At 69.7% G+C, this 20080-nt stretch carries 13 protein-coding genes and 1 tRNA gene; 7 read left to right on the forward strand and 7 right to left on the reverse strand.

Translation table 11 applies throughout. The annotated features are described in order from the left end of the window. Nucleotides 1-254: 254 nt before the first annotated feature. Nucleotides 255-339 (reverse strand) — tRNA-Leu (locus tag NOCYR_RS06355). A gap of 382 nt (nucleotides 340-721) precedes the next feature. Between NOCYR_RS06355 and NOCYR_RS06360 the strand changes: the two genes are divergently transcribed. After that, nucleotides 722-10075: a type I polyketide synthase gene (locus NOCYR_RS06360; RefSeq protein WP_048833040.1), complete on the forward strand. Its 9354-nt coding sequence runs from the start codon at nucleotides 722-724 to the stop codon at nucleotides 10073-10075. 11 nt (nucleotides 10076-10086) lie between these two features. Next, on the forward strand, nucleotides 10087-10524 hold the full coding sequence (locus tag NOCYR_RS06365) for a holo-ACP synthase (protein ID WP_014349534.1): 438 nt from the start codon (nucleotides 10087-10089) through the stop codon (nucleotides 10522-10524). A gap of 41 nt (nucleotides 10525-10565) precedes the next feature. Here NOCYR_RS06365 and NOCYR_RS06370 read toward each other — a convergent pair whose 3' ends face one another. After that, the gene (locus NOCYR_RS06370) at nucleotides 10566-11186 is read right to left on the reverse strand and encodes a TetR/AcrR family transcriptional regulator (RefSeq protein ID WP_370012378.1); all 621 of its coding nucleotides are present in this window, start codon (nucleotides 11184-11186) and stop codon (nucleotides 10566-10568) included. 359 nt (nucleotides 11187-11545) lie between these two features. Between NOCYR_RS06370 and NOCYR_RS06375 the strand changes: the two genes are divergently transcribed. Further along, complete coding sequence (locus NOCYR_RS06375; RefSeq protein WP_048833042.1) at nucleotides 11546-12805, forward strand: hypothetical protein; 1260 nt, start codon at nucleotides 11546-11548, stop codon at nucleotides 12803-12805. 17 nt (nucleotides 12806-12822) lie between these two features. On the opposite strand, the gene NOCYR_RS06380 is transcribed toward NOCYR_RS06375, so the two are convergent. Together NOCYR_RS06380 and NOCYR_RS06385 are read right to left on the reverse strand one after the other, a co-directional pair. After that, the gene (locus NOCYR_RS06380; protein ID WP_014349537.1) at nucleotides 12823-13611 is read right to left on the reverse strand and encodes an ABC transporter permease; all 789 of its coding nucleotides are present in this window, start codon (nucleotides 13609-13611) and stop codon (nucleotides 12823-12825) included. 27 nt (nucleotides 13612-13638) lie between these two features. After that, the gene (locus tag NOCYR_RS06385; protein WP_014349538.1) at nucleotides 13639-14616 is read right to left on the reverse strand and encodes an ATP-binding cassette domain-containing protein; all 978 of its coding nucleotides are present in this window, start codon (nucleotides 14614-14616) and stop codon (nucleotides 13639-13641) included. A 127-nt stretch (nucleotides 14617-14743) separates the two neighbouring features. Here NOCYR_RS06385 and NOCYR_RS06390 point away from each other — a divergent pair, with 127 nt between their 5' ends. Beyond that, a complete protein-coding gene (locus NOCYR_RS06390) occupies nucleotides 14744-15475 on the forward strand; it encodes a TetR/AcrR family transcriptional regulator (RefSeq protein ID WP_014349539.1) in 732 nt (243 codons plus the stop codon). A gap of 18 nt (nucleotides 15476-15493) precedes the next feature. Here NOCYR_RS06390 and bcp read toward each other — a convergent pair whose 3' ends face one another. After that, nucleotides 15494-15964 (reverse strand): thioredoxin-dependent thiol peroxidase, encoded by a 471-nt coding sequence (gene bcp / locus NOCYR_RS06395; RefSeq protein ID WP_014349540.1) that lies wholly within the window; start codon nucleotides 15962-15964, stop codon nucleotides 15494-15496. A gap of 125 nt (nucleotides 15965-16089) precedes the next feature. On the opposite strand from bcp, the gene NOCYR_RS06400 reads away from it, so the two are divergent. Further along, nucleotides 16090-16311, forward strand: coding sequence for a DUF3618 domain-containing protein (locus tag NOCYR_RS06400; RefSeq protein WP_014349541.1), 222 nt, complete (start codon nucleotides 16090-16092; stop codon nucleotides 16309-16311). 72 nt (nucleotides 16312-16383) lie between these two features. On the opposite strand, the gene NOCYR_RS06405 is transcribed toward NOCYR_RS06400, so the two are convergent. Next, a complete protein-coding gene (locus tag NOCYR_RS06405) occupies nucleotides 16384-16683 on the reverse strand; it encodes an excalibur calcium-binding domain-containing protein (protein ID WP_014349542.1) in 300 nt (99 codons plus the stop codon). Between the two features lie 290 nt (nucleotides 16684-16973). Here NOCYR_RS06405 and NOCYR_RS06410 point away from each other — a divergent pair, with 290 nt between their 5' ends. Both NOCYR_RS06410 and NOCYR_RS06415 read left to right on the forward strand, forming a co-directional pair. Next, complete coding sequence (locus tag NOCYR_RS06410) at nucleotides 16974-19094, forward strand: acyltransferase family protein (RefSeq protein ID WP_014349543.1); 2121 nt, start codon at nucleotides 16974-16976, stop codon at nucleotides 19092-19094. A gap of 53 nt (nucleotides 19095-19147) precedes the next feature. Then, the gene (locus tag NOCYR_RS06415) at nucleotides 19148-19636 is read left to right on the forward strand and encodes a MarR family winged helix-turn-helix transcriptional regulator (protein WP_014349544.1); all 489 of its coding nucleotides are present in this window, start codon (nucleotides 19148-19150) and stop codon (nucleotides 19634-19636) included. Nucleotides 19637-19739: 103 nt separating this feature from the next. Here NOCYR_RS06415 and NOCYR_RS06420 read toward each other — a convergent pair whose 3' ends face one another. Continuing rightward, nucleotides 19740-20054, reverse strand: a complete 315-nt coding sequence (locus NOCYR_RS06420) for a hypothetical protein (protein ID WP_014349545.1) — start codon at nucleotides 20052-20054, stop codon at nucleotides 19740-19742. Between the last annotated feature and the right edge of the window lie 26 nt (nucleotides 20055-20080).

Genomic DNA, 20080 nt, shown 5'->3' on the forward strand with positions numbered 1-20080 from the left:
AGTGGTAGCCGACCATGATCCGCGCGGGTGCCGGAACCGTCCGGTCTGGTCGACCGGTCAGCGCGCATGCATTCTGCTTTGCCGCGATCGGGGCGGCGATGCCTGGGCGGTAGCCGCGGGCCCTGCTGCACTCGACAAGCTGGTTCGCTCACCGTCTGATTCCCAGGACTGAGAATGGATCGTCGCTGGTCGATGCGGCGTCTGCGTAGCCTGAAAGACCTGCGGACCGCCCGGGGGTGCGGGCCGGATTCCTGTGGTGCGCGAGGGGGGACTTGAACCCCCACGTCCGTGGACACCAGAACCTAAATCTGGCGCGTCTGCCAATTTCGCCACTCGCGCTGATGGTACGACCGTGCAAACTCTACCGGTCTCGGCGCGGATCGCGAAGCGTTGGATGGGCGTGGCGTACTCGCGAGTAACCCCACCAGCGATTATAACGATTAAGTAACGGCCAATATGAGGGGGACTCATGTTTCGTCAAGGGAAACAATGGGGGGACCTGCGGGTTCAAACATGAGGAGGAGTCATGTTTCTGAAGGTTCTGGTACTGACGTACAGAAATACTGGGCGGTAGCCGAGCGGCCGCGGAGCAAACGTGAGGGTTCCCTCATGATTTTGTGCGATCCTCGCCATATCAGGGCCTGTTGGGTGAGGAGTGCGCGCACGAGGACGTGCGGCATCCCCGGACGGCACGTCGCCACGAGAAGGAAGTCGAAGCGTCTTGACGATCAACGAGAGCACCACGGCCGGGACCGGATTTCGCGCACACACGGGTAGGGGCGAAGCCGACGGAACGCGATCGCCCTTGCTGGATCGTCTGCTGAACGGGGCGCCGTACGCGCTGGCGTTCGGCGGTCAGGGGGCCCAGTGGCTGGGCGAGCTGGAGGAGATCGGCCGCGACGCGGCACTGGAACCGGAGCTCACCGCGCTGGTGAACGAGGCCGCGGCGCTGCTCGAGCCCGTTGCCGAGCAGTTGCTGGTGGTGCGGCCGATGGGCTTCGACCCGATCGGCTGGATGCTGGAAGACGAGCTGGTCGACGCCGATCAGGGCGAGACCTCCGCGGCGCCGTCGGAGCAGGTGCTGCGCTCGGCCACCGTGTCGATGCCCGGTGTGATGCTGAGCCAGCTTGCCGCACTGCGCGCGCTGCGGTTGCAGGGCCTCGACCCGGCCGAGCACGCGCCGATGGCGATCATCGGCCATTCGCAGGGCCGGCTGGCCGCCTCGGCGGTGGAAGCGGGCGGCGCGCGTGATGCCGAACTGCTCGCCATCGCCCAATTGATCGGCGCCGCAGCGGGTCTGGTGGCTCGCCGGCGCGGGCTGATGCCGGTGGGGCAGCGTTCGCCGATGGTGGCGGTGTCCAATGTCGATCCCGACGAGCTGCGCGCGGTTGTGGCCGAGGTGTCCGAGGGCGTCGATCCGGCGATCGCCGCTGTGGTCTCGATTCGCAACGGGCGCAGGCGCGCCGTGCTGTCGGGCACGCCCGCGCAGCTGGAGCGGGTGCGGCTGCGGTGCCAGCAGATCCATGCCGAGCAGACTCGTGAGCGCGAGGCGAAGGTGCGCGGCGGTGCGGTGTTCGCGCCCGTCTTCGAGGACGTCGACGTCGACGTCGCCTTCCACCACCCGGCGCTGGCCGACACCGTCGAGCTGGTCGCCGGCTGGGCCGGCCAATGCGGGCTGGACACCGAGCTGGCGGGCCGGCTGGCCAAGGAGATCCTGGTCGATCCGATCGACTGGGTCGCCACCGTCGACGCCGTGGTGTCCGAGGGCGCGCAATGGATTCTGGACCTGGGCCCGGGCGATCTGCTGTCGCGGGTGACCGGTGGCTCGCTGAAGGGCACCGGCGTCGGCATCGTCGCGGTCGCCACCCGCGCGGGCCAGCGCAGCCTGCTGACGCCGGGCGCCGCGCCCGAGGTGGCGGCGCCGTGGTCGGCGTACGCGCCGAAGCCGGTGCGGCTGCCCAACGGCCGCATCGTGGTCGAGACCGCCTTCACCCGGCTGACCGGCCGCTCGCCGATCCTGCTCGCGGGCATGACCCCGACCACGGTGGACGCCAAGATCGTCGCGGCCGCCGCCAATGCCGGCCACTGGGCCGAGCTGGCCGGCGGTGGCCAGGTCACCGAGCAGATCTTCACCGACCGCGTCGCGGAACTGAAGACGCTGTTGCAGCCGGGCCGTTCGGTGCAGTTCAACTCGCTGTTCCTGGATCCGTACCTGTGGAAGTTGCAGCTGGGCGGAAAGCGGTTGGTGCAGAAGGCTCGCGCGGCGGGCGCTCCGTTCGACGGTGTCGTGGTCACCGCCGGTATCCCGGAGCTCGAGGAAGCCGTCGCGCTGGTCGAGGAACTGACCGAGGCCGGGATCACCCATGTGGCGTTCAAGCCGGGCACCGTCGCGCAGATCCGCGCGGTGCTGCGGATCGCCGACGAGATCCCCGGCTACCCGGTGATCATGCACATCGAGGGCGGCCGCGCCGGTGGGCACCACTCCTGGGAAGACCTCGACGATCTGCTGCTCGAGACCTACGCCGAGCTGCGCGCCCGCGACAATGTCTTAGTCTGCGTCGGCGGCGGTATCGGCACCCCGGAGCGGGCCACCGAATACCTGACCGGTACCTGGTCGCAGCCGCACGGCTACCCGGTGATGCCGCTGGACGGCGTGCTGGTCGGCACCGCCGCCATGGCGACCCTGGAGGCCACCACGGCCCCCGAGGTCAAGCAGATGCTGGTCGACACCCCCGGCACCCCGGACTGGGTCGGCGCGGGCACCGCCACCGGCGGCATGGCCTCGGGCCGCAGCCAGCTCGGCGCCGATATCCACGAGATCGACAACGCCGCCTCGCGCACCGGCCGCCTGCTCGACGAGGTCGCCGGTGACGCCGACGCCGTGGCCGCGCGCCGGGACGAGATCATCGCCGCGCTCGACGCCACCGCCAAGCCGTACTTCGGCGATCTGGCCACCATGACCTACATCGAATGGCTGGAACGCTACGTCGAACTCGCCGTCGGCCTGGACCGGCGCAAGGACTTCGACTGCGGCAGCGACCTCGGCGACGCCATCCTGGAAGCCACCCGTTCGGTGTGGCTGGACATCACCTGGCGTGACCGTTTCGCGGAAATGGTGCGCCGCACCGAATCCCGGCTCAACCCCGCCGACCGCGGCGAGATCCCGACGCTGTTCTCCGACGACGATCTCGAGCGTCCGGTCGCGGCGCTGTGCGAGCTGCGCAAGCAGTACCCGGCCGTCGCCGAGACCCTGCTGCACCCGGCGGACGTGCCGTTCTTCATCTCACTGTGCAAGACCCCGGGCAAGCCGGTGAACTTCGTCCCGGTGGTCGACGCCGATGTGCGGCGCTGGTGGCGCTCGGATTCGCTGTGGCAGGCCCACGATCCGCGCTACTCGGCCGATCAGGTGTGCATCATCCCCGGCACCGTTGCCGTCGCGGGCATCACCCGGGTCGACGAGCCGGTGGGTGAGCTGCTCGACCGCTTCGAACAGGACACCGCGTACTCGCTGGTGCGCGCCGGTGTGGTCCCGGCGGCGGTGGACGCGCGCCGCACGGCGTCGGTCACCTCGGGTCCGATCGATGTGGTGCTGGCCGCGCCGGATGTCGAATGGTCCGGGCGCACCACCGTCAACCCGGTGCACCGGCTCGGCGATCTGGCCGAGTGGACCATCGACGGCCAGGGTGCGGTGCATCCGCCGACCGGCGCCACGCTGGTCGAGACCACCGGCCCGGTGGCCGAGCACAACTACGTCGAGCTCACGGTTCCGCTGTACGCGGGCAATGTGGTCCGGATCCGGATCACCGTGCCTGCCTCGGTGTACAACGGCGGCGCGCCGGTGATCACCGCCGATGACGCCGACGCTGCCATGTCCGCGCTGCTCGCGGTCGCCGCGGGGCAGTCGCTGCCCGAGGTCAAGGGCCGTGTCGCGCACGTCAACCTGGCCTGGACCCCCGATCTGATCGCCGACCACGCCGGCGTCACCGGGTCGGGCCTGCCCGCCGACCTCAGCACGCTCGGCCGCACCGTGCCCGATGTGCTGGTCGGCGCCTGCTGGCCCGCCGTCTTCGCGGTGCTCGGCGCAACCCGCACCGACGCCGCCGAATCGGTGATCGAGGGCATGCTCGATTTGGTGCACCTCGATCACCAGATCGAGCTGGTGCGCGAATTGCCCGGCGTCACCAGCATTCTGGTGGTGCGCGCGGAATCGACCTCGGTGCTCGACACCGATATGGGCCGCGTCGTGGAGGTCAAGGTCACCGTCGGCGAGATGCGCGATCAGGGCCTCGAGGTGGTGCCGCTGGCCGAGCTCACCGAACGCTTCGCCATCCGCGGCCGCAACGGCTCCGGCGAGCTGACCGATCCGCCGCGCGCGGCGGGCACGCTGTCCGAGCAGGCCACCGACACCCCGCGTCGTCGTCGCCGCGACGTCACCATCGTCGCGCCGCGCACCATGGCCGCGTTCGCCGCCGTCTCCGGCGATCACAACCCCATCCACACCAGCGAGGCCGCCGCCAAGCTGGCCGGGCTCGGCAGCCCGATCGTGCACGGTATGTGGCTGTCGGCCGCCGCCCAGCACGCGGTGTCGGCTGTTGATCCGCAGAGTTCGGTGCCCGCCCGCACGCTGACGGCCTGGACCACCCGATTCCTCGGCATGGTTCGCCCCGGCGCGGAGATCGACGTGCGCGTCGAGCGCGTCGCGGTGGACCAGGGCAGCGAGGTCGTCGAGGTGTCCTGCCGCACCGGTGGCGATCTGGTGATGACCGCCACCGGCCGCACCGCCGCACCGAAGACCGTCTACGCCTTCCCGGGCCAGGGCATCCAGCGCAAGGGCATGGGCCTGGATGCGCGCTCGCGGTCCAAGGCGGCCAAGGAGATCTGGGATCGTGCCGACAAGCACACCCGCGCCGCGCTCGGCTTCTCCATTCTCGCCGTGGTCCGGGACAACCCGACCTACCTGAAGGCGCGCGGCGTCGAGCACCGGCACCCGGACGGCGTGCTGCACCTGACCCAGTTCACCCAGGTCGCCATGGCCACTCTCGGTGTGGCGCAGGTGGCCGAACTGCGCGAGGCCGGCGCGTTCGTCGAAGGCGCCTACCTGGCCGGGCACTCGGTCGGTGAGTACAACGCGCTCGCCGCGGTGGCCGGAGTGCTGCCGCTGGAGGCGGTGCTCGAGGTGGTGTTCCAGCGCGGTTCGGCGATGCACGAGCTGGTGCCGCGTGATGCCAAGGGCCGCAGCAACTACCGGATGGCCGCGATCCGGCCCTCGCAGTTCGGGCTGCCGGACGACGAAGTCATCGGATTCGTCTCCGGCCTGTCGGAGCAGACCGGGGAGTTCCTCGAGGTCGTCAACCTGAACCTGCGCGGCTCGCAGTACGCGATCGCGGGCACGGTGGCCGGGCTCGAGCACCTGGAGGCCGAGATCGACCGGCGCCGCGCCGAATTCGGTGGCAAGCGCGCGTTCATCCTGGTGCCCGGCATCGACGTGCCGTTCCACTCGACCGTGCTGCGTGAGGGTGTGCCGGAGTTCCGGCACAAGCTCGAGCAGCTGCTGCCGGCGAACCTGCACCCGGAGGTCCTGGTCGGGCGCTACATCCCGAACCTGGTGCCCAAGCCGTTCTCGCTGGAGCGCGAGTTCATCGCCGAGATCGCCGATCTGGTGCCGTCGGAGCCGCTGGCCGCGGTGCTGGCCGATTTCGACTCCTGGTCGCAGCGGCCCACCGAACTGTGCCGGGTGGTACTGATCGAACTGCTGGCCTGGCAGTTCGCCAGCCCGGTGCGCTGGATCGAGACCCAGGACCTGCTGTTCACCGATACCGCGCACGGCGGGCTCGGCGTGGAGCGGTTCGTGGAGATCGGTCTCGGCGCGACGCCGACGGTGGCCAACCTCGCCAGCCAGACCCTGAAGCTGCCGGCGTTCGGCACCACCACCGTCGAGGTGCTCAATATCGAGCGCGAGGCGGGCATCGTGTACGCCACCGATACCGACCCGGCGCCGGTCGACGAGCCCGACGAGGCTCCCGCCGAAACCGCCGCCGCCGCTCCGGCTCCCGCCGCGGCCCCGGCTCCGGCTGCCGCACCGGCCGCCTCGGGTGGTCCGCGTCCGGACGACATCGCCTTCACCGCCGCCGACGCCACCCGCGTGCTCATCGCGCTGTGGACCAAGCTGCGCATCGACCAGATCGGCCCGGTCGACACCATCGAAGGACTGTGCGACGGCGTCTCCTCCCGCCGTAACCAGCTGCTGGTCGACCTCGGTGCGGAGCTCTCGCTCGGTGCCATCGACGGTGCCGCGGACGCCGATATGGGCGCTCTGTCGGCCACCGTCGACCGGCTGGCCCGCACCTACAAGCCGTTCGGCTCCGTGCTGACCGACGCCATCGGCGATCACCTGCGCAAGGTGTTCGGCCCCTCCGGCAAGCGGCCCGCCGCGATCGCCGAGCGGGTCAAGAAGGTGTGGGAACTCGGTGACGGCTGGGCCAGCCACGTCACCGCCGAGGTCTCGCTCGGCACCCGCGAGGGCGCCAGCGTGCGCGGCGGTGATCTGGGCGGGCTCGTCTCCGGCGCCCTGTCCGACGCGGCCTCGGTCGATGCCGCCATCGACGCCGCCGTGCAGGCCGTCGCCGCGCGTCGCGGAATCTCGGTGGCGCTGCCCGCCACCGGCGGTGGTGGCGGTGCGACGGTCGACGCCGCCGCGCTCGGCGAATTCACCGAGCAGATCACCGGCCGCGACGGCGTGCTGGCCTCGGCCGCGCGCCTGGTGCTCGAGCAGCTGGGCCTCAGCGAGGAGGTCTCCGCGCCGGAGGCCACCGAGGACGGCCTGGTGGATCTGGTCTCGGCCGAACTGGGTTCGGACTGGCCGCGCCTGGTCGCGCCCGCCTTCGATGCCCGCAAGGCGGTACTGATCGACGACCGCTGGGCCACCGCGCGCGAGGATCTGGCCCGGCTGTGGCTGGCCGACGACGCCGAGACCGCCAAGCAGTCGGTGGACGGGTTCACCGGTGCCGGCGAGGCTGTTGCCGCCCAGGCGAAGTGGTGGCGGCAGCGCGCCATGCACGAGGCGCGTTCGGTGCTGGCCGGCCACTACGAGCGGATCGCCACGGCCGCGTTGAGCACCGAGGAGCCGGGACTGTGGTCGGCCGACGTCGCCGTGATCACCGGTGCCAGTAAGGGTTCCATCGCCGCCGCGATCACCGGGCGCCTGCTCGGTGGCGGCGCGACGGTCGTGGTCACCACCTCCGGCCTCGACGACAACCGGCTCGGCTTCTACCGCGAGCTCTACCGCGCCAACGCCCGCAACGGTGCCGCCCTGTGGGTGGTGCCCGCGAACATGGCCTCCTACACCGATATCGACGCGCTGATCGAATGGGTCGGCACCGAGCAGGTGCAGACCGCGGGTGGCGCCAAGATCAAGGTCAAGGACGCGCTCACCCCGACGTTGCTGTTCCCGTTCGCGGCGCCGCGCGTCGCGGGCGATCTCTCCGACGCCGGTGCCCGCGCCGAAATGGAGATGCGGGTACTGCTGTGGTCGGTGGAGCGGTTGATCGGCGGGCTGTCCAAGCTCGGCGCCGACCACGACGTCGACGCGAAACTGCATGTGGTGCTGCCGGGTTCGCCCAACCGCGGCCTGTTCGGTGGTGACGGCGCCTACGGTGAGGCCAAGGCCGCCCTCGACGCCGTGGTCGCCAAGTGGCGGGCCGAGAAGTCGTGGTCGAGCCGGGTCACCCTGGTGCACGCGCTGATCGGCTGGGTCCGCGGCACCGGCCTGATGGGCCACAACGATCCGATGGTCGAGGCGGTCGAGCAGGCGGGCGTGCAGACCTGGTCCACCGGGGAGATGGCCGATGAACTGCTCAAATGGGCCACCGCACGGGCCCGGGCGGTCACCGCGACCGCACCGCAGCAGATCGACCTGACCGGCGGCCTGGCCGGCGCCAAGCTCGACCTGCCCGCACTGGCCAAGCAGGCCATGGAGGCCGAGCAGGCCGCCGCGCAGGACGCGGATGCCGAACAGTCGCAGCTGATTCCCGCCCTGCCGGCCCCGCCCACGCTGACCTCCGCGCTGCCGGTGCCCGAATGGGGCCCGGTGACCGCCGATCTCAGCGATATGGTCGTCATCGTCGGCGCGGGCGAGCTCGGACCCTACGGTTCGGCGCGCACCCGCTTCGAGATGGAGGTCTCCGACGAGCTGTCGGCGGCCGGCGTGCTGGAACTGGCCTGGACCACTGGCATGGTGACCTGGGAGAACGAGCCCAAGCCCGGCTGGTACGACACCGAAACCGGTGAGTACGTGCCCGAATCCGAGCTGGCCGGCAAGTACCACGACGCCGTGGTCGAGCGCTGCGGTATCCGCCGCTACGAAGACGACGGCGCCATGATCGACAACACCAGCCCGCTGATGACCTCGGTGTTCCTCGATCAGGACCTGTCGTTCACCGTCGGCAGCGAGGCCGAGGCCCGCGCCTTCCACGCCGCCGACCCCGAGCACACGGTGATCACCCCGGTCGCCGAGTCCGGCGACTGGACCGTGACTCGCAAGGCCGGCACCGAGATCCGGGTGCCGCGCAAGGCGAAGCTTTCGCGCACCGTCGGTGGCCAGATCCCCACCGGCTGGGATCCGACGGTTTGGGGCATCTCCGCCGATATGGCGTCCTCGGTGGACCGGGTGGCGCTGTGGAACATCGCCTGCACCGTCGATGCGTTCGTCGGCTCCGGGTTCAGCCCGGCCGAGCTGATGAGCTGGGTGCACCCGAGCCTGGTGGCCAACACCCAGGGCACCGGCATGGGCGGCATGTCCTCGATGCGCTCGCTCTACGTCGACAACCTGCTCGGCGAGCCGCGCCCGAACGACATCCTGCAGGAAGCGCTGCCGAACGTGGCGCTGGCGCATGTGGTGCAGTCCTACGTCGGCAGCTACGGCGCGATGGTGCACCCGGTGGCGGCGTGCGCGACCGCGGCGGTGTCGGTGGAAGAAGGTGTCGACAAGATCAAGCTCGGCAAGGCCGAGGTGGTCGTGGCCGGCGGCTTCGACGATCTGGGTATCGAGGGCATCGTCGGTTTCGGCGACATGTCGGCCACCGCGGATTCGGCGGCCATGAGCGCCAAGGGCATCAGCGACCGCTACTTCTCCCGCGCCAACGACCGCCGCCGCGGCGGGTTCGTGGAATCGCAGGGTGGTGGCACGGTGCTGCTGGCCCGCGGTGACATCGCGGTCGAGCTCGGCCTGCCGGTGCTCGGTGTGGTGGCCTACGCGCAGTCCTTCGCCGACGGCGTGCACACCTCCATCCCGGCGCCCGGACTCGGCGCGCTGGGTGCGGGCCGCGGCGGGCGGGAATCCCGGTTCGCCGCCGAACTGCGCAAGCTCGGCGTGGGCGCCGACGACATCGCGGTGATCTCCAAGCACGACACCTCCACCGCGGCCAACGACCCGAACGAATCGGAACTGCACGAACGCCTCGCCGAGGCGATCGGGCGCTCCGACGGCGCGCCGCTGTTCGTCATCTCGCAGAAGAGCCTGACCGGGCACGCCAAGGGCGGTGCGGCCGCGTTCCAGCTGATCGGCCTGTGCCAGGTGCTGGAAAACGGTGTGGTGCCGCCGAACCGGAGCCTGGACTGCGTCGACGAGAAGATGCGCGAATACCCGCATCTGGTGTGGGTGCGCGAGGCGCTGCGCTTCGGCGAACGGTTCCCGCTCAAGGCGGGCCTGGTGACCTCGCTGGGCTTCGGCCACGTGTCGGGTCTGCTCGCGGTGGTGCATCCGGAGGCGTTCATCCAGGCGATCGACCCGGACCGGCGCGAGGACTACCAGCGCCGGGCGCAGCAGCGTCAGCTCGCCGGACGTCAGCGGTTCGTGGAGGCCATGTGCGGTGGCGCCCCGCTCTACGAGCGGCCGGCCGACCGACGGCTCGGCGGCGACGGCACTCCCGCGGCGCAGGTGCGCGGGCTGGAGGCGGGCGTGCTGCTGTCCGGCGAGGCCAGGCTCGGCGCGGACGGGGTGTACCGGATCGGTGGACGTGGTTGTGAGACCGGGCAACTCGTCGACGGTTCCGGCACCGCGGGGCGCGCCACACCGTAGGCTGCGCCACTGTGACCATCCTCGGAATCGGCTTGGACCTGGTAACCATCTCCGAGTTCGCCGAACAGCTGCAACGGTCCGGGACGACCATGCTCAGGGAGAGCTTCACCGCCGGTGAGCGACGTTACTGCCAGAGCAAAGGCACCGACCCGGCCCGCAGCTACGCGGCGCGATGGGCGGCGAAGGAGGCGGTGCTCAAAGCCTGGGCATCGTCTCGCTTCGCGCGCCGCCCGCAGATCGGGGACAACCCGTATCCACTGATCGAGGTGGTCAACGACGCCTGGGGCAGGCCGAGTATCAAGCTGCACGGCCTGGCCGCGGAATTCCTGCCTCGGGCGCGGGTGCACCTGTCGCTGACCCATGACGGCGATACCGCCGCGGCGATGGTGGTGCTGGAGGATCCGGGTGAACTGGCCGACCTGATCGAGGGCCGGGTGCCCGAGAGCTGATCGCTACGAGGCAATCGGCGACGCGGTCCGCGGTTGCCGGCTCAGGTCTTGCTGGCCGTGCGCGATTCCTTCTCGGCGACCAGCAGATAGGCCACCATCAGCCGCTTGAGTTCGGCGACGGCGTCGGCGTGGCTCTGCTCGTCCTGCACCGAGAAATTCAGCATCGAATACACCACGTGCACCAGGACCTCGGCCATCATCGTGCGCCGGGCCCGGGGAGTGCGCGGGGTCAGCGGGCGCAGCATCTGCGAGACGACCTCGGCGAACTCCTTCTCGTGGATAGCGCCGGTGGCCCGGGTGGACGGCGTGGACTGCATCGCCAGCCACACCTCGCGGCGCGACGGGTCGGTCATCCACAGCCTGGCCATGTGATCGACGAACTGGTTCATATGGCGCAACCAGTCCAGTGACGGCACCTCGCCGTGGAAGTCGGCCAGCTCCTGGGAAACCGCGACCAGGTCTTGCCGATTCAACTCGCAGACGATGACGTACTTGTTGGCGAAGAACTGATACAGCGTGCCGATCGGCACCTCGGCGCGCGCCGCCACCTCTTCGCAGGTGAACGATTCGAACCCGACCTCGACCAGCAGTTCGCGCGAGGCCTGCAACAGCGCGTCGAACTTGCGTTTGCTGCGTTCCTGGGTGGGCCGCTTGCGCGGCATCAGCTCCTGCGGATCGTCCTGGAGATCCAACGCAGGGTCCAGGCGTCGTTTCGACCTGGTCTCCGTGCGCGTTTCCACACGTCCAGGCTAGCGGTAGCGCGCGGTCCGCGGCACACGGCCGCTACTCCCGGTACCTGAAACTGTCATTTATCACCACCCATCCGCATCGGCCGTGGTATCGAACACATACCAAGGGCACGTGCCTCCGGCGGGTGTTCAGGGCAGGGATCCAGGGGAAATGCAGGGAAATCTCTCCAGGCTCATGGGTTTCGATGCGTCCGTGAGCCGGTAGCGGCACAGGGAAGGCGTGAACTGTGGTAGCTCGCTCCGATCAGGCTCCATCCGTGATAACCCTCGGCGTGTCCACCGAACGTGGTGCGATACACGCGGTGGCCCTCGGCGACGAGGGAACGAAACTGTCCGAACGGGTGCTGCTGCACCGGGTGGCCACCACCGAGGGCGACGGGAAGGCCGAGCTGGCCGAGACCGTGGCTCGGGCGCTGGACCGCATCGCCGCCGAGATCGGCTCCGCGGGCGAGATCGCCGGGGTCGCGGTGGCCTACCGGGATGCCGCCGAGCGCCGCGCGATCGTCACCCGGCTCGCGTCCGGGCCGTGGCGCAGCGCCTCGCTGGTCTCCACCAAATCCGCGCATCTGAGCGTGGCCGGGGCGATGACCTGGCTCAACGAATTCGACAACCTGCTGATCTGCGAAGTGGTCCCCGGCTATCAGGCATTCACCCTGGTCGACCAGGCCCGCAGCCGAGTGCTGGCGGCCACCGGGCATTCGGGTGCCGCGGTCACCATGGAGACCATGCGGGCTGCGGTCGCGGTGGCCCGCGATCAACTCGACGCCGCCGAGGTCCGGCCCGACGCGGTGGTGCTGATCGGCTCGAGTGCCGACCAGCCCGCCGTCACCGGTGCGGTCGCCGGATTCGGCGCACCGGTGATCCCGTGCATGATCGCCGGCCCCGCGCCCGCCATCGGCGCCGCGCTGTTCGCCATGGACGATCTGATCGACACCGTGGTCCCGATCGAGCAGGCGCGCCGCCAGCGCGGTGGTGGAGTGGCGCTGGTCGCCGCGGCCGGTGTGCTGGCCAGTGGTCTGGCAGGCGGCGGGGTGTATCTGCTGGCCCAGCAGAACCGGCACTCCGGGCCCGCCGCCACCGACGCGATGTCGGCGGCGAACTCGCACACCGTCGGCGCCGACGGCACCGATCGCGTCCGCCCGGGCGCCCCCGACCAGCCACCGCACGCACCCGCTCGCGCGCCGGAACCCATGGCGTTCCAGCCGGGTTCGGCCACCGGCGTCCCGGAAACCGAGAGCCTGCACACCACGCCCCGCCCGCAGTACGCGGCATCGCACTGGGGTTCGTGGCCCGAGCCCGAGCGCGGGATTCCGCTGGTGCCTGCGGAACCGGAAACCGCGCCCGCGGCCTGGGATCCGAGCCGCAACTCCGTCGTGCCCGAGCCGCAGGTGAAGGTCGGCGAGCCACACGGGTTCCTGTTCCCCGGTGAATCGCCGCCCCCGCCCGCTTTCACCGCCGAGTCCTACGCCTGGTGGACCGAGCATGTGCGCATGCTCGCCCAGTGGGCCGCCGAACAGGTGTTGCCCAGCTGATCGGCGGCCGCGCGCGGTTAGTTCATGGTGCGGCGCCGCAACAGCACTCGCGCCGCGCAATAGCCGGCCAGCGCGATGAGGGTGCACCAGCCGATCGCCAGCGCCGCGCTGTTGCCGATCGGGGTGCCCATCAGCAGCCCGCGCATCGTCTCGATCACCGGCGTCACGGGCTGGTGTTCGGCGAACGGATGCAACCAGGTCGGCATCGACTCGGTCGGCACGAAAGCGCTGCTCACGTACGGCAGGAACATGAACACGAAGGTGAAGCCGTTGGCGGCCTCCGGATTGCGGGCCAGCAGACCCAGCGCCGCCGCGACCCAGGACAGAGCCAGCACGAACATCGCGATCACCGCGATGGCGCCCAGCCAGCGCAGCGGATCGGTGGTGGGCCGGAACCCCAGCGCCACCGCGACACCGATGACGATGCCCGTCGTGATCAGATTCCGGATCACGCTCTCGGCCACATGCCCGGTGAGCACGGCCGACCGCGCGATATCCATCGTGCGGAACCGGTCGATGATGCCGTTGTGCATATCGGTGGCCAGCGCGGGCGCGGTCATCGCGGCCCCGAAACCGGCGCACAGCAGGATGATTCCGGGCACCACGTAGTCGATGTAGGCGCCTGCGCCGAACTCGATCGCTCCGCCGAACACGTAGACGAACATCAGCAGGATCACCACGGGCAGCGCGATCGTCATGATCATGGTGTCCGGACTGCGCAGGGTATGGCGCAGATTGCGGTCCAGCATGGTGCCGGAATCGGCGGCGGCGCGCAGCGTACGCGCAGCGGGGGACAAGGTGGTCATTCTCAACTCGATTCGGTGTGCGCGCTGTCAGGCGGCGGTGTCGACACGGGTGGAGTGGCCGGTCAAGGCGAAGAAGACATCGTCGAGATCCGGAAGGTGCACCGTCAGCTGATCGACGGTGATGTCGAGTTCGTCGAAGCGATACAGCAGCCGCTTCACATCGCCGGCGTTGCCGTCGGAGGGAACCTGCAGCGTCAGCTGGTCGACGTCGGCCAGTGCGTGGTTGCCCGCGGCGACCACCCGGTCATCGAGGGCGTGGACGGCGGCGCTGAGCTGGTCGCGGTCGGCGAAGCGCAGCCGGATATGCCCACCGGGGGCCAGCTGTTTGAGTTCCTCGGGAGTGCCGTCGGCGACCAGTTTGCCGCCGTCGAGCACGGCGACGCGGTCGGCGAGCTGATTGGCCTCCTCCAGATATTGCGTGGTCAGGAAGACGGTGGTGCCGTCGGCGGCGAGCTGCTGGATCACCTGCCACAGATCGCGTCGACTGCGCGGATCCAGGCCGGTGGTCGGTTCGTCGAGGAACAGGATGCGCGGCTCGCCCATCAGGCTCATGGCCAGATCGAGGCGGCGGCGCATGCCGCCGGAATAGGTGCCCGCGCGACGGTCCGCGGCCTCGGTCAGATCGAAACGCTCCAGCAGTTCGGCGGTGCGGCGGCGGGTTTCGGTGCGGCCTAGATGCAGAAGTTTGCCGGTGAGGCGCAGGTTCTCCACCCCGGTCAGCACCTCGTCCACCGCCGAGTACTGGCCGGTGACGCCGATGAGCCGGCGCACGATCGCGGGCTCGTCGACGACGTCGTGCCCGAAGACCGCGGCCCGGCCCTGATCCGGTGTGCTCAGCGTGGCGAGGATGCGCACCATCGTCGTCTTGCCGGCGCCGTTGGGGCCGAGCAGCGAAAACACCGTTCCGGCAGCGATATCCAGGTCGATGCCGTCGAGCACCACATGATCGCCGAACGCTTTGGCGAGGCGATCGAGGGAGAGGGCGGGCAGGGGAGGGGAACTCATGAGGGATCTCCGATCGAAACTGTTTATGATCTAAACTGAGTTTATAGAGTAAACAGTTATCGGGCACAAGGGAAGGGCGGACGGGTCGCGGATAGAGTCGACGCGAGCGAAGGAGGATGCGCAGACGATGACGTCCGGTACAGGCGCGCTACCGAAGGCCGTGGCGCTGATGTGGGGGCTCGAACAACCGGGCGGGCGTGGGCCCAAACGCGGGCTCAGCCTCGAGCAGATCATCGAGGCCGCCATCGCGATCGGCGATGCCGAGGGGTTCGCGGCGCTGTCGATGAACCGCGTCGCCCGCGAACTCGGGTTCACGGCGATGTCGCTGTACCGCTATGTCGACAGTAAGGCGACCCTGATGGAGATGATGCTCGATCACGTCATCGGGCTGCCGCCGGAGATCGAGCCCGGCACCTCCTGGCGGGCGGGCCTGGCGCAGTGGGCGCGCAGCGAATACGAGGTGCTGGGCAGGCACACCTGGGCGCTGGACATTTCGTTCGGCGGCTCACCGCCGCTCGGCCCGAACAATATGGCCTGGCTCGAGGCCGGTCTCGGCACCTTGCGCGAGGTGCCGGTGCCGGACGCGGTCAAGCTCAAGCTCGTGATGAACCTGTCGTTGTATGTGATCGGGCGCCGCCGCGCGGCCCGCGATATCGCCCCGAGCCTCGAGTCCGAGGCCGACTTCACCGAACCGCTGCGGCAGCTACTCGATCCGCAGCAGTTCCCGGCGCTGCTGTCGGCGCTGACCAACCACGCCTTCGACGACGATGACATCGATTGGGAACAAGGCGATTTCGAGTTCGGCATGGAGCGGCTGCTCGACGGCTACGAATGCTTCCTCAACGCCTACGGCAGCTGATCACACCGGCAGCTCACCTCACACCGACAGATCCCGGCGCAGCTTGGCCACATGACCGGTGGCGCGCACGTTGTACTGGGCCACCTCGATCTTGCCTTCCTCGTCGACCAGGAACGTCGAGCGGATGACGCCGGTGACCTTCTTGCCGTACATCATCTTCTCGCCGAACGCGCCCCACGCGGTGAGCACGGCACGGTCCGGGTCCGACAGCAGCGGGAAGTTCAGGCCCTCGTTGTCGCGGAACTTGGCCAGCTTGGCCGGCTTGTCGGGGGAGATGCCGATGACGTCGATGCCCGCGCCGGACAGCTCGCCGAGGTTGTCGCGGAAATCGCAGGCCTGCTTGGTGCAGCCGGGCGTGCTCGCGGCCGGGTAGAAGTACACGATCACCTTGCGGCCGCGGTAATCGGCGAGGGAGACGTCGGTGCCGTCGGCGTCGGGGAGGGTGAATTCGGGGGCGGGATCGCCGGGGGAGAGACGGTTGTCGGTCATCACCGAACCGTAACCGAAGGCGGTGACAGCGAGCGCGGATACACTCGTCGGCGAGCCCTGGACCGGCCCGTGCACGACGACCGGTCGGGCCCGCGAACCCGGCAATTGTCTACAGGAGGCGCCAAGTGGCAAGGGATACCGAGCGGATCGAGCAGGAGATCGAGGCCGCGCGGACGCGACTGGCCAGCACGCTGGACGAGATCGCGGTGCGGGCCGATCCGCAGCGGATCGCCGACGACACCAAGCAGCTGGTGGTGGCCAAGGTCAACGAGCCCAAGGTGAAGTACACCCTGATCGGTGCCGGTGTGCTGCTGGCCGGGCTGGTGCTGGTCAAGATCTTCCGCTGAACGCGGCGGGCCCACACAGACGAACACCCGGTCGGCAGCAGCCGCACCGGGTGTTCGTCTGTGTGGAGCGTGTCAGACCGTCGGGCACGCGAATCCGTCACCATCGGGGTCCAGGTGCGGGCCGAAACCGGGTTCGCCACGGAAGATCGGCGCCCGGCCGGCGGCCTTGACGTCCTCGCAGTTGGCGAAGGCGCCACCGGCCGAGCCGGTCTGCGAGGTTCCGGCCGAGCCGGTGGCCGCCGAACCGGTGTCGACGGCGGACGAACCGGTGCCTGCGGAACCGGAGGGAGCGGGGACGGCCAGCGCGGTGGGCGCCGCGAGGAGGGTCAGTCCCGCGGCGGCGACGCTGACGGTGAGCCGGCGAACGTTCATGTATTCCTCTATGTTCTGCTGCGGTGGATTGGCGCTGGAGAGTCCGAACGCCGCATCCACTGTTGTGACGACCCACGCACTTGTCAACCGGATGACTCCCATATGCCGGTGCCGACCGGGGATCCGCAGCCGCGACCAGGGGCGGGACACGCGCGTGGCGGGGTTCGGTGAATTCCGGTGAAACGGCCGGTTGTGATAGGGATTCAGCTATGTCCGTTGAGTGCCTACCGCCGCGCGCGATCATCGCGCGCCCGGTGCGCGGGCGAGTGAGCTAAACCGGGAGAGGGCAGTTGGTACGGATCAGCGAGGGCTCGGCGGTCGCCACGGCGGCCGCCGATTCGGTGCCGGGAACGACGAAATCCGCCGACTATCGCCTGGATCTGGACGGCCTGCGCGGCGTAGCGATCGCCCTGGTCGTCGTGTTCCACGTCTGGTTCGGCAAGGTCTCCGGCGGCGTCGACGTCTTCCTGGTGCTGTCGGGCTTCTTCTTCACCGGCATGCTGCTGCGCCGCGCCGAGGGTGCGGACGGTATCGGCCTGTGGCAGACCTTCCGGCGCACCGCCCGGCGCTTGCTGCCCGCGTTGTTCGTGGTGCTCGCGCTGGTCGTGGTGATGACGGTGGCCGACCATCCCTATACCCAGTGGGGAGATATGTCGGGCCAGACCGTGGCCTCGGCGCTGTATTACCAGAACTGGTACCTGGCCACCGCCGCCGCCGACTATCTGGCGGCCGATCCGTCGGTGAGCCCGCTGCAACATCTGTGGTCGATGGCGGTGCAGGGCCAGTTCTATATCGCGATCACGCTGTTGCTGGCCGCGGTGGCGTGGGCGTGCCGGCGCACCGGGCGTCGCGCCACGATCCGGCCCGCGGTGGGGGCGCTGGCCGTGGTGCTCGGCATCGCGTCCTTCATCTACGCTGCCGTGCGCTCGACCTCGTATCAGGAGTGGATCTACTACGACAGCGGCGCCCGGGCTTGGGAGCTGCTGGTCGGCGCCCTGCTCGCCGTGGTCGTGCCGTTGCTTCGGGTGCCGGAGCGACTGTGGGCGAAGCTGGGTCTGTCGCTGCTCGCGGCCGCCGGCCTGCTGGCCGTGCTGACCTGCGGCATCCTGTTCGACGGCGCCCGCCAGTTCCCGGGACCGGCGGCCCTGTTCCCGGTGGGTGCCGCGGTCGCGTTGATCCTCGCCGGTGTGCGGACCGAGTCGGGCTGGAAGCCCGCGGTGTCGCGGCTGCTGGCCACCCGCCCGATGGTCGAACTCGGGGCCGTCGCCTATGCCTTGTATCTGTGGCATTGGCCGCTGCTCATCTACTACCTGATCCGGGCGGACACCACCGAGGTCACGCTGACCGCCGGGCTGATGATCATCGGGTTGTCGCTGCTGCTGGCGGTGCTGACGAACCGGTTGATCGAAGAGCCGCTGCGGTTGCGCTCGGCGGGCTCGATCAGCTCGCCGGTGTGGTTGCGCCGCGGTGCGGCGGTCGCGGTCACCGTCATCGGCGCGATGGTGCTCGGTGTGTCAGGGTTCTGGCAGGGCGTGCTGATCACCAACCCGGCCCGGCCGATCGGCGCGCTCGATCCGGTGCAGTATCCGGGTGCGGAGGCGCTGCTGGCCGGAGCCACCGTCCCGCCGGCCCGAGTGCGGCCCTCGGTTCTGGAGGCCCCCGGCGATGTGCCCGCCTCCACCATCGATGGCTGTATCTCCGACTGGTTCACCACCGAGATCACCACCTGTACCTACGGCGACCCGGCCGGCACCCGCACCATGGCCGTGGTCGGCAATTCACACGCCGAACACTGGCTGCCCGCGCTCGACGCGCTCGGCCGCACGCACGGGGTGAAGGTCGTCGTGCTGCTCAAGATGGGTTGCCCGCTCAATATCCGCGAAGACGCCAAGTACCGCGGCCTCGACATTCCGGATTGCCGCGACTGGTCGCGGGCGGTGATCGATCGGCTCGGCACCGATCGGCCCGACTGGGTGTTCACCACCGCGACCGAACCGCAATGGCCGATCGGCGGCGACAAGACCCCGGACGAGTTCGTGGAGGTGTGGTCGGCGATGGCCGAGCGCGACCTGAACGTCCTGGCCATCCGCGACACCCCGTGGTTGCGCAATGAGAAGGGCACCCGGTACCGGGCCGTCGACTGCTTGGCCGCCGGCGGCAATGCCGAGAGCTGCGGCATCGCGCGCAGCGAGGCGCTGTCTCCGGTGAACCCGGCCGTGGAGCCCGCCGCCGCGTTCCCCAATGTGCATCTGCTCGATCTCAGCGATGCGGTCTGCGGTCCCGAGGTGTGCCGGGTGGTGATCGGCAACGTGCTCGTCTATCACGATGAGCACCACATGACCGCCAGCTACGTCCGCACCATCACTCCCGAACTGGAGCGGCAGATCGGTGCGACCACCGGCTGGTGGTGAGCGGCCCGCCGGGTTTGGTGGCTATGTCAACCAACGGGGCCTAGCATCGAGTCGTGACGCGATGGCTCGACGACGACGAACAGGCCACCTGGCAGGCCTACATCCTGCTGCGTCAGCGCATGGACGCGGCGATCACCGCCGGACTGGCGGCCGACGGGCTGTCGATGGCCGACTACGAGCTGCTGGTCCCGCTCTCCGCGGCGCCGGACGGCTGCCTGCGGGCCAAGGAGCTGGCGGCGCGGGTGTGCTGGGAGAAGAGCCGGCTGTCCAAACATCTGGCACGGATGGCCACGCGCGGGCTGGTCGAACGGGAACCGGCGGCCGAGGACGCGCGCGGGGTGCTGGTCCGGCTGACGCCGAAAGGGCGCGCGCAGCTCGAGCACGCCGCGCCCCATCATGTGGCGCTGGTGCGGGAGATGTTCATCGACGGGATCACCGATGCCGAGGCCAAGGCGCTGCGGACGTTGTCGGCGCGGGTGGCGGCTCGATCAGAGGGCTCGGGCCCTGCGAAGGCGACGGCCGCCGGTGTCGGGACTGCCTGATCGGTGTCAGTGAGGGCTGATCGGTGTCAGCGAGGGCCGATCGGTGTCAGCGAGGGCCGACGGCGGCGGGGCCGATCGAGCGCCCGGCCGTGCGGTCCGAGAATCACGACCACGGTGTGATCGGCGGTTTCACCCAGAGCAGTTTCTCGTCGAGATGCGCCCGGGTGGCCGCCGGATGTTCCGGATGACGCGCGGCCCAGGCGTCCTTCTCATCCAGCAGCCGCGCCACCGACTGCCAGGTCTCGTCGGTACTCGGCGGATTGGTCCGCGCAGCGCGGGCAAGCTTGCGCCGGAGCGCGGCGGGCATCGCCAGTAGTTCGGCGCCGGTGATACCGCGTTCCCAGACGAAGCCGGCCAGGCGCCGCGCCTTCTCGGCGCGGCTCCTGGCCGCTGCGTCGGAGTGGGCGTAATCGGCCATGGCGCAGTGTACGTCGGGCCGGTGAC

The organism is Nocardia cyriacigeorgica GUH-2, assembly GCF_000284035.1.
Lineage (GTDB): Bacteria > Actinomycetota > Actinomycetes > Mycobacteriales > Mycobacteriaceae > Nocardia > Nocardia cyriacigeorgica_B.

Coding starts and splice junctions, on each gene's coding strand:
- NOCYR_RS06370 (WP_370012378.1), bottom strand. CDS start 11,186: ATGCCGCGCAAGCGGCCCACCCAGGAACGCAGCAAACGCAAGTTCGAC.
- NOCYR_RS06380 (WP_014349537.1), bottom strand. CDS start 13,611: ATGACCACCTTGTCCCCCGCTGCGCGTACGCTGCGCGCCGCCGCCGAT.
- NOCYR_RS06385 (WP_014349538.1), bottom strand. CDS start 14,616: ATGAGTTCCCCTCCCCTGCCCGCCCTCTCCCTCGATCGCCTCGCCAAA.
- NOCYR_RS06390 (WP_014349539.1), top strand. CDS start 14,744: ATGACGTCCGGTACAGGCGCGCTACCGAAGGCCGTGGCGCTGATGTGG.
- bcp (WP_014349540.1), bottom strand. CDS start 15,964: ATGACCGACAACCGTCTCTCCCCCGGCGATCCCGCCCCCGAATTCACC.
- NOCYR_RS06405 (WP_014349542.1), bottom strand. CDS start 16,683: ATGAACGTTCGCCGGCTCACCGTCAGCGTCGCCGCCGCGGGACTGACC.
- NOCYR_RS06420 (WP_014349545.1), bottom strand. CDS start 20,054: ATGGCCGATTACGCCCACTCCGACGCAGCGGCCAGGAGCCGCGCCGAG.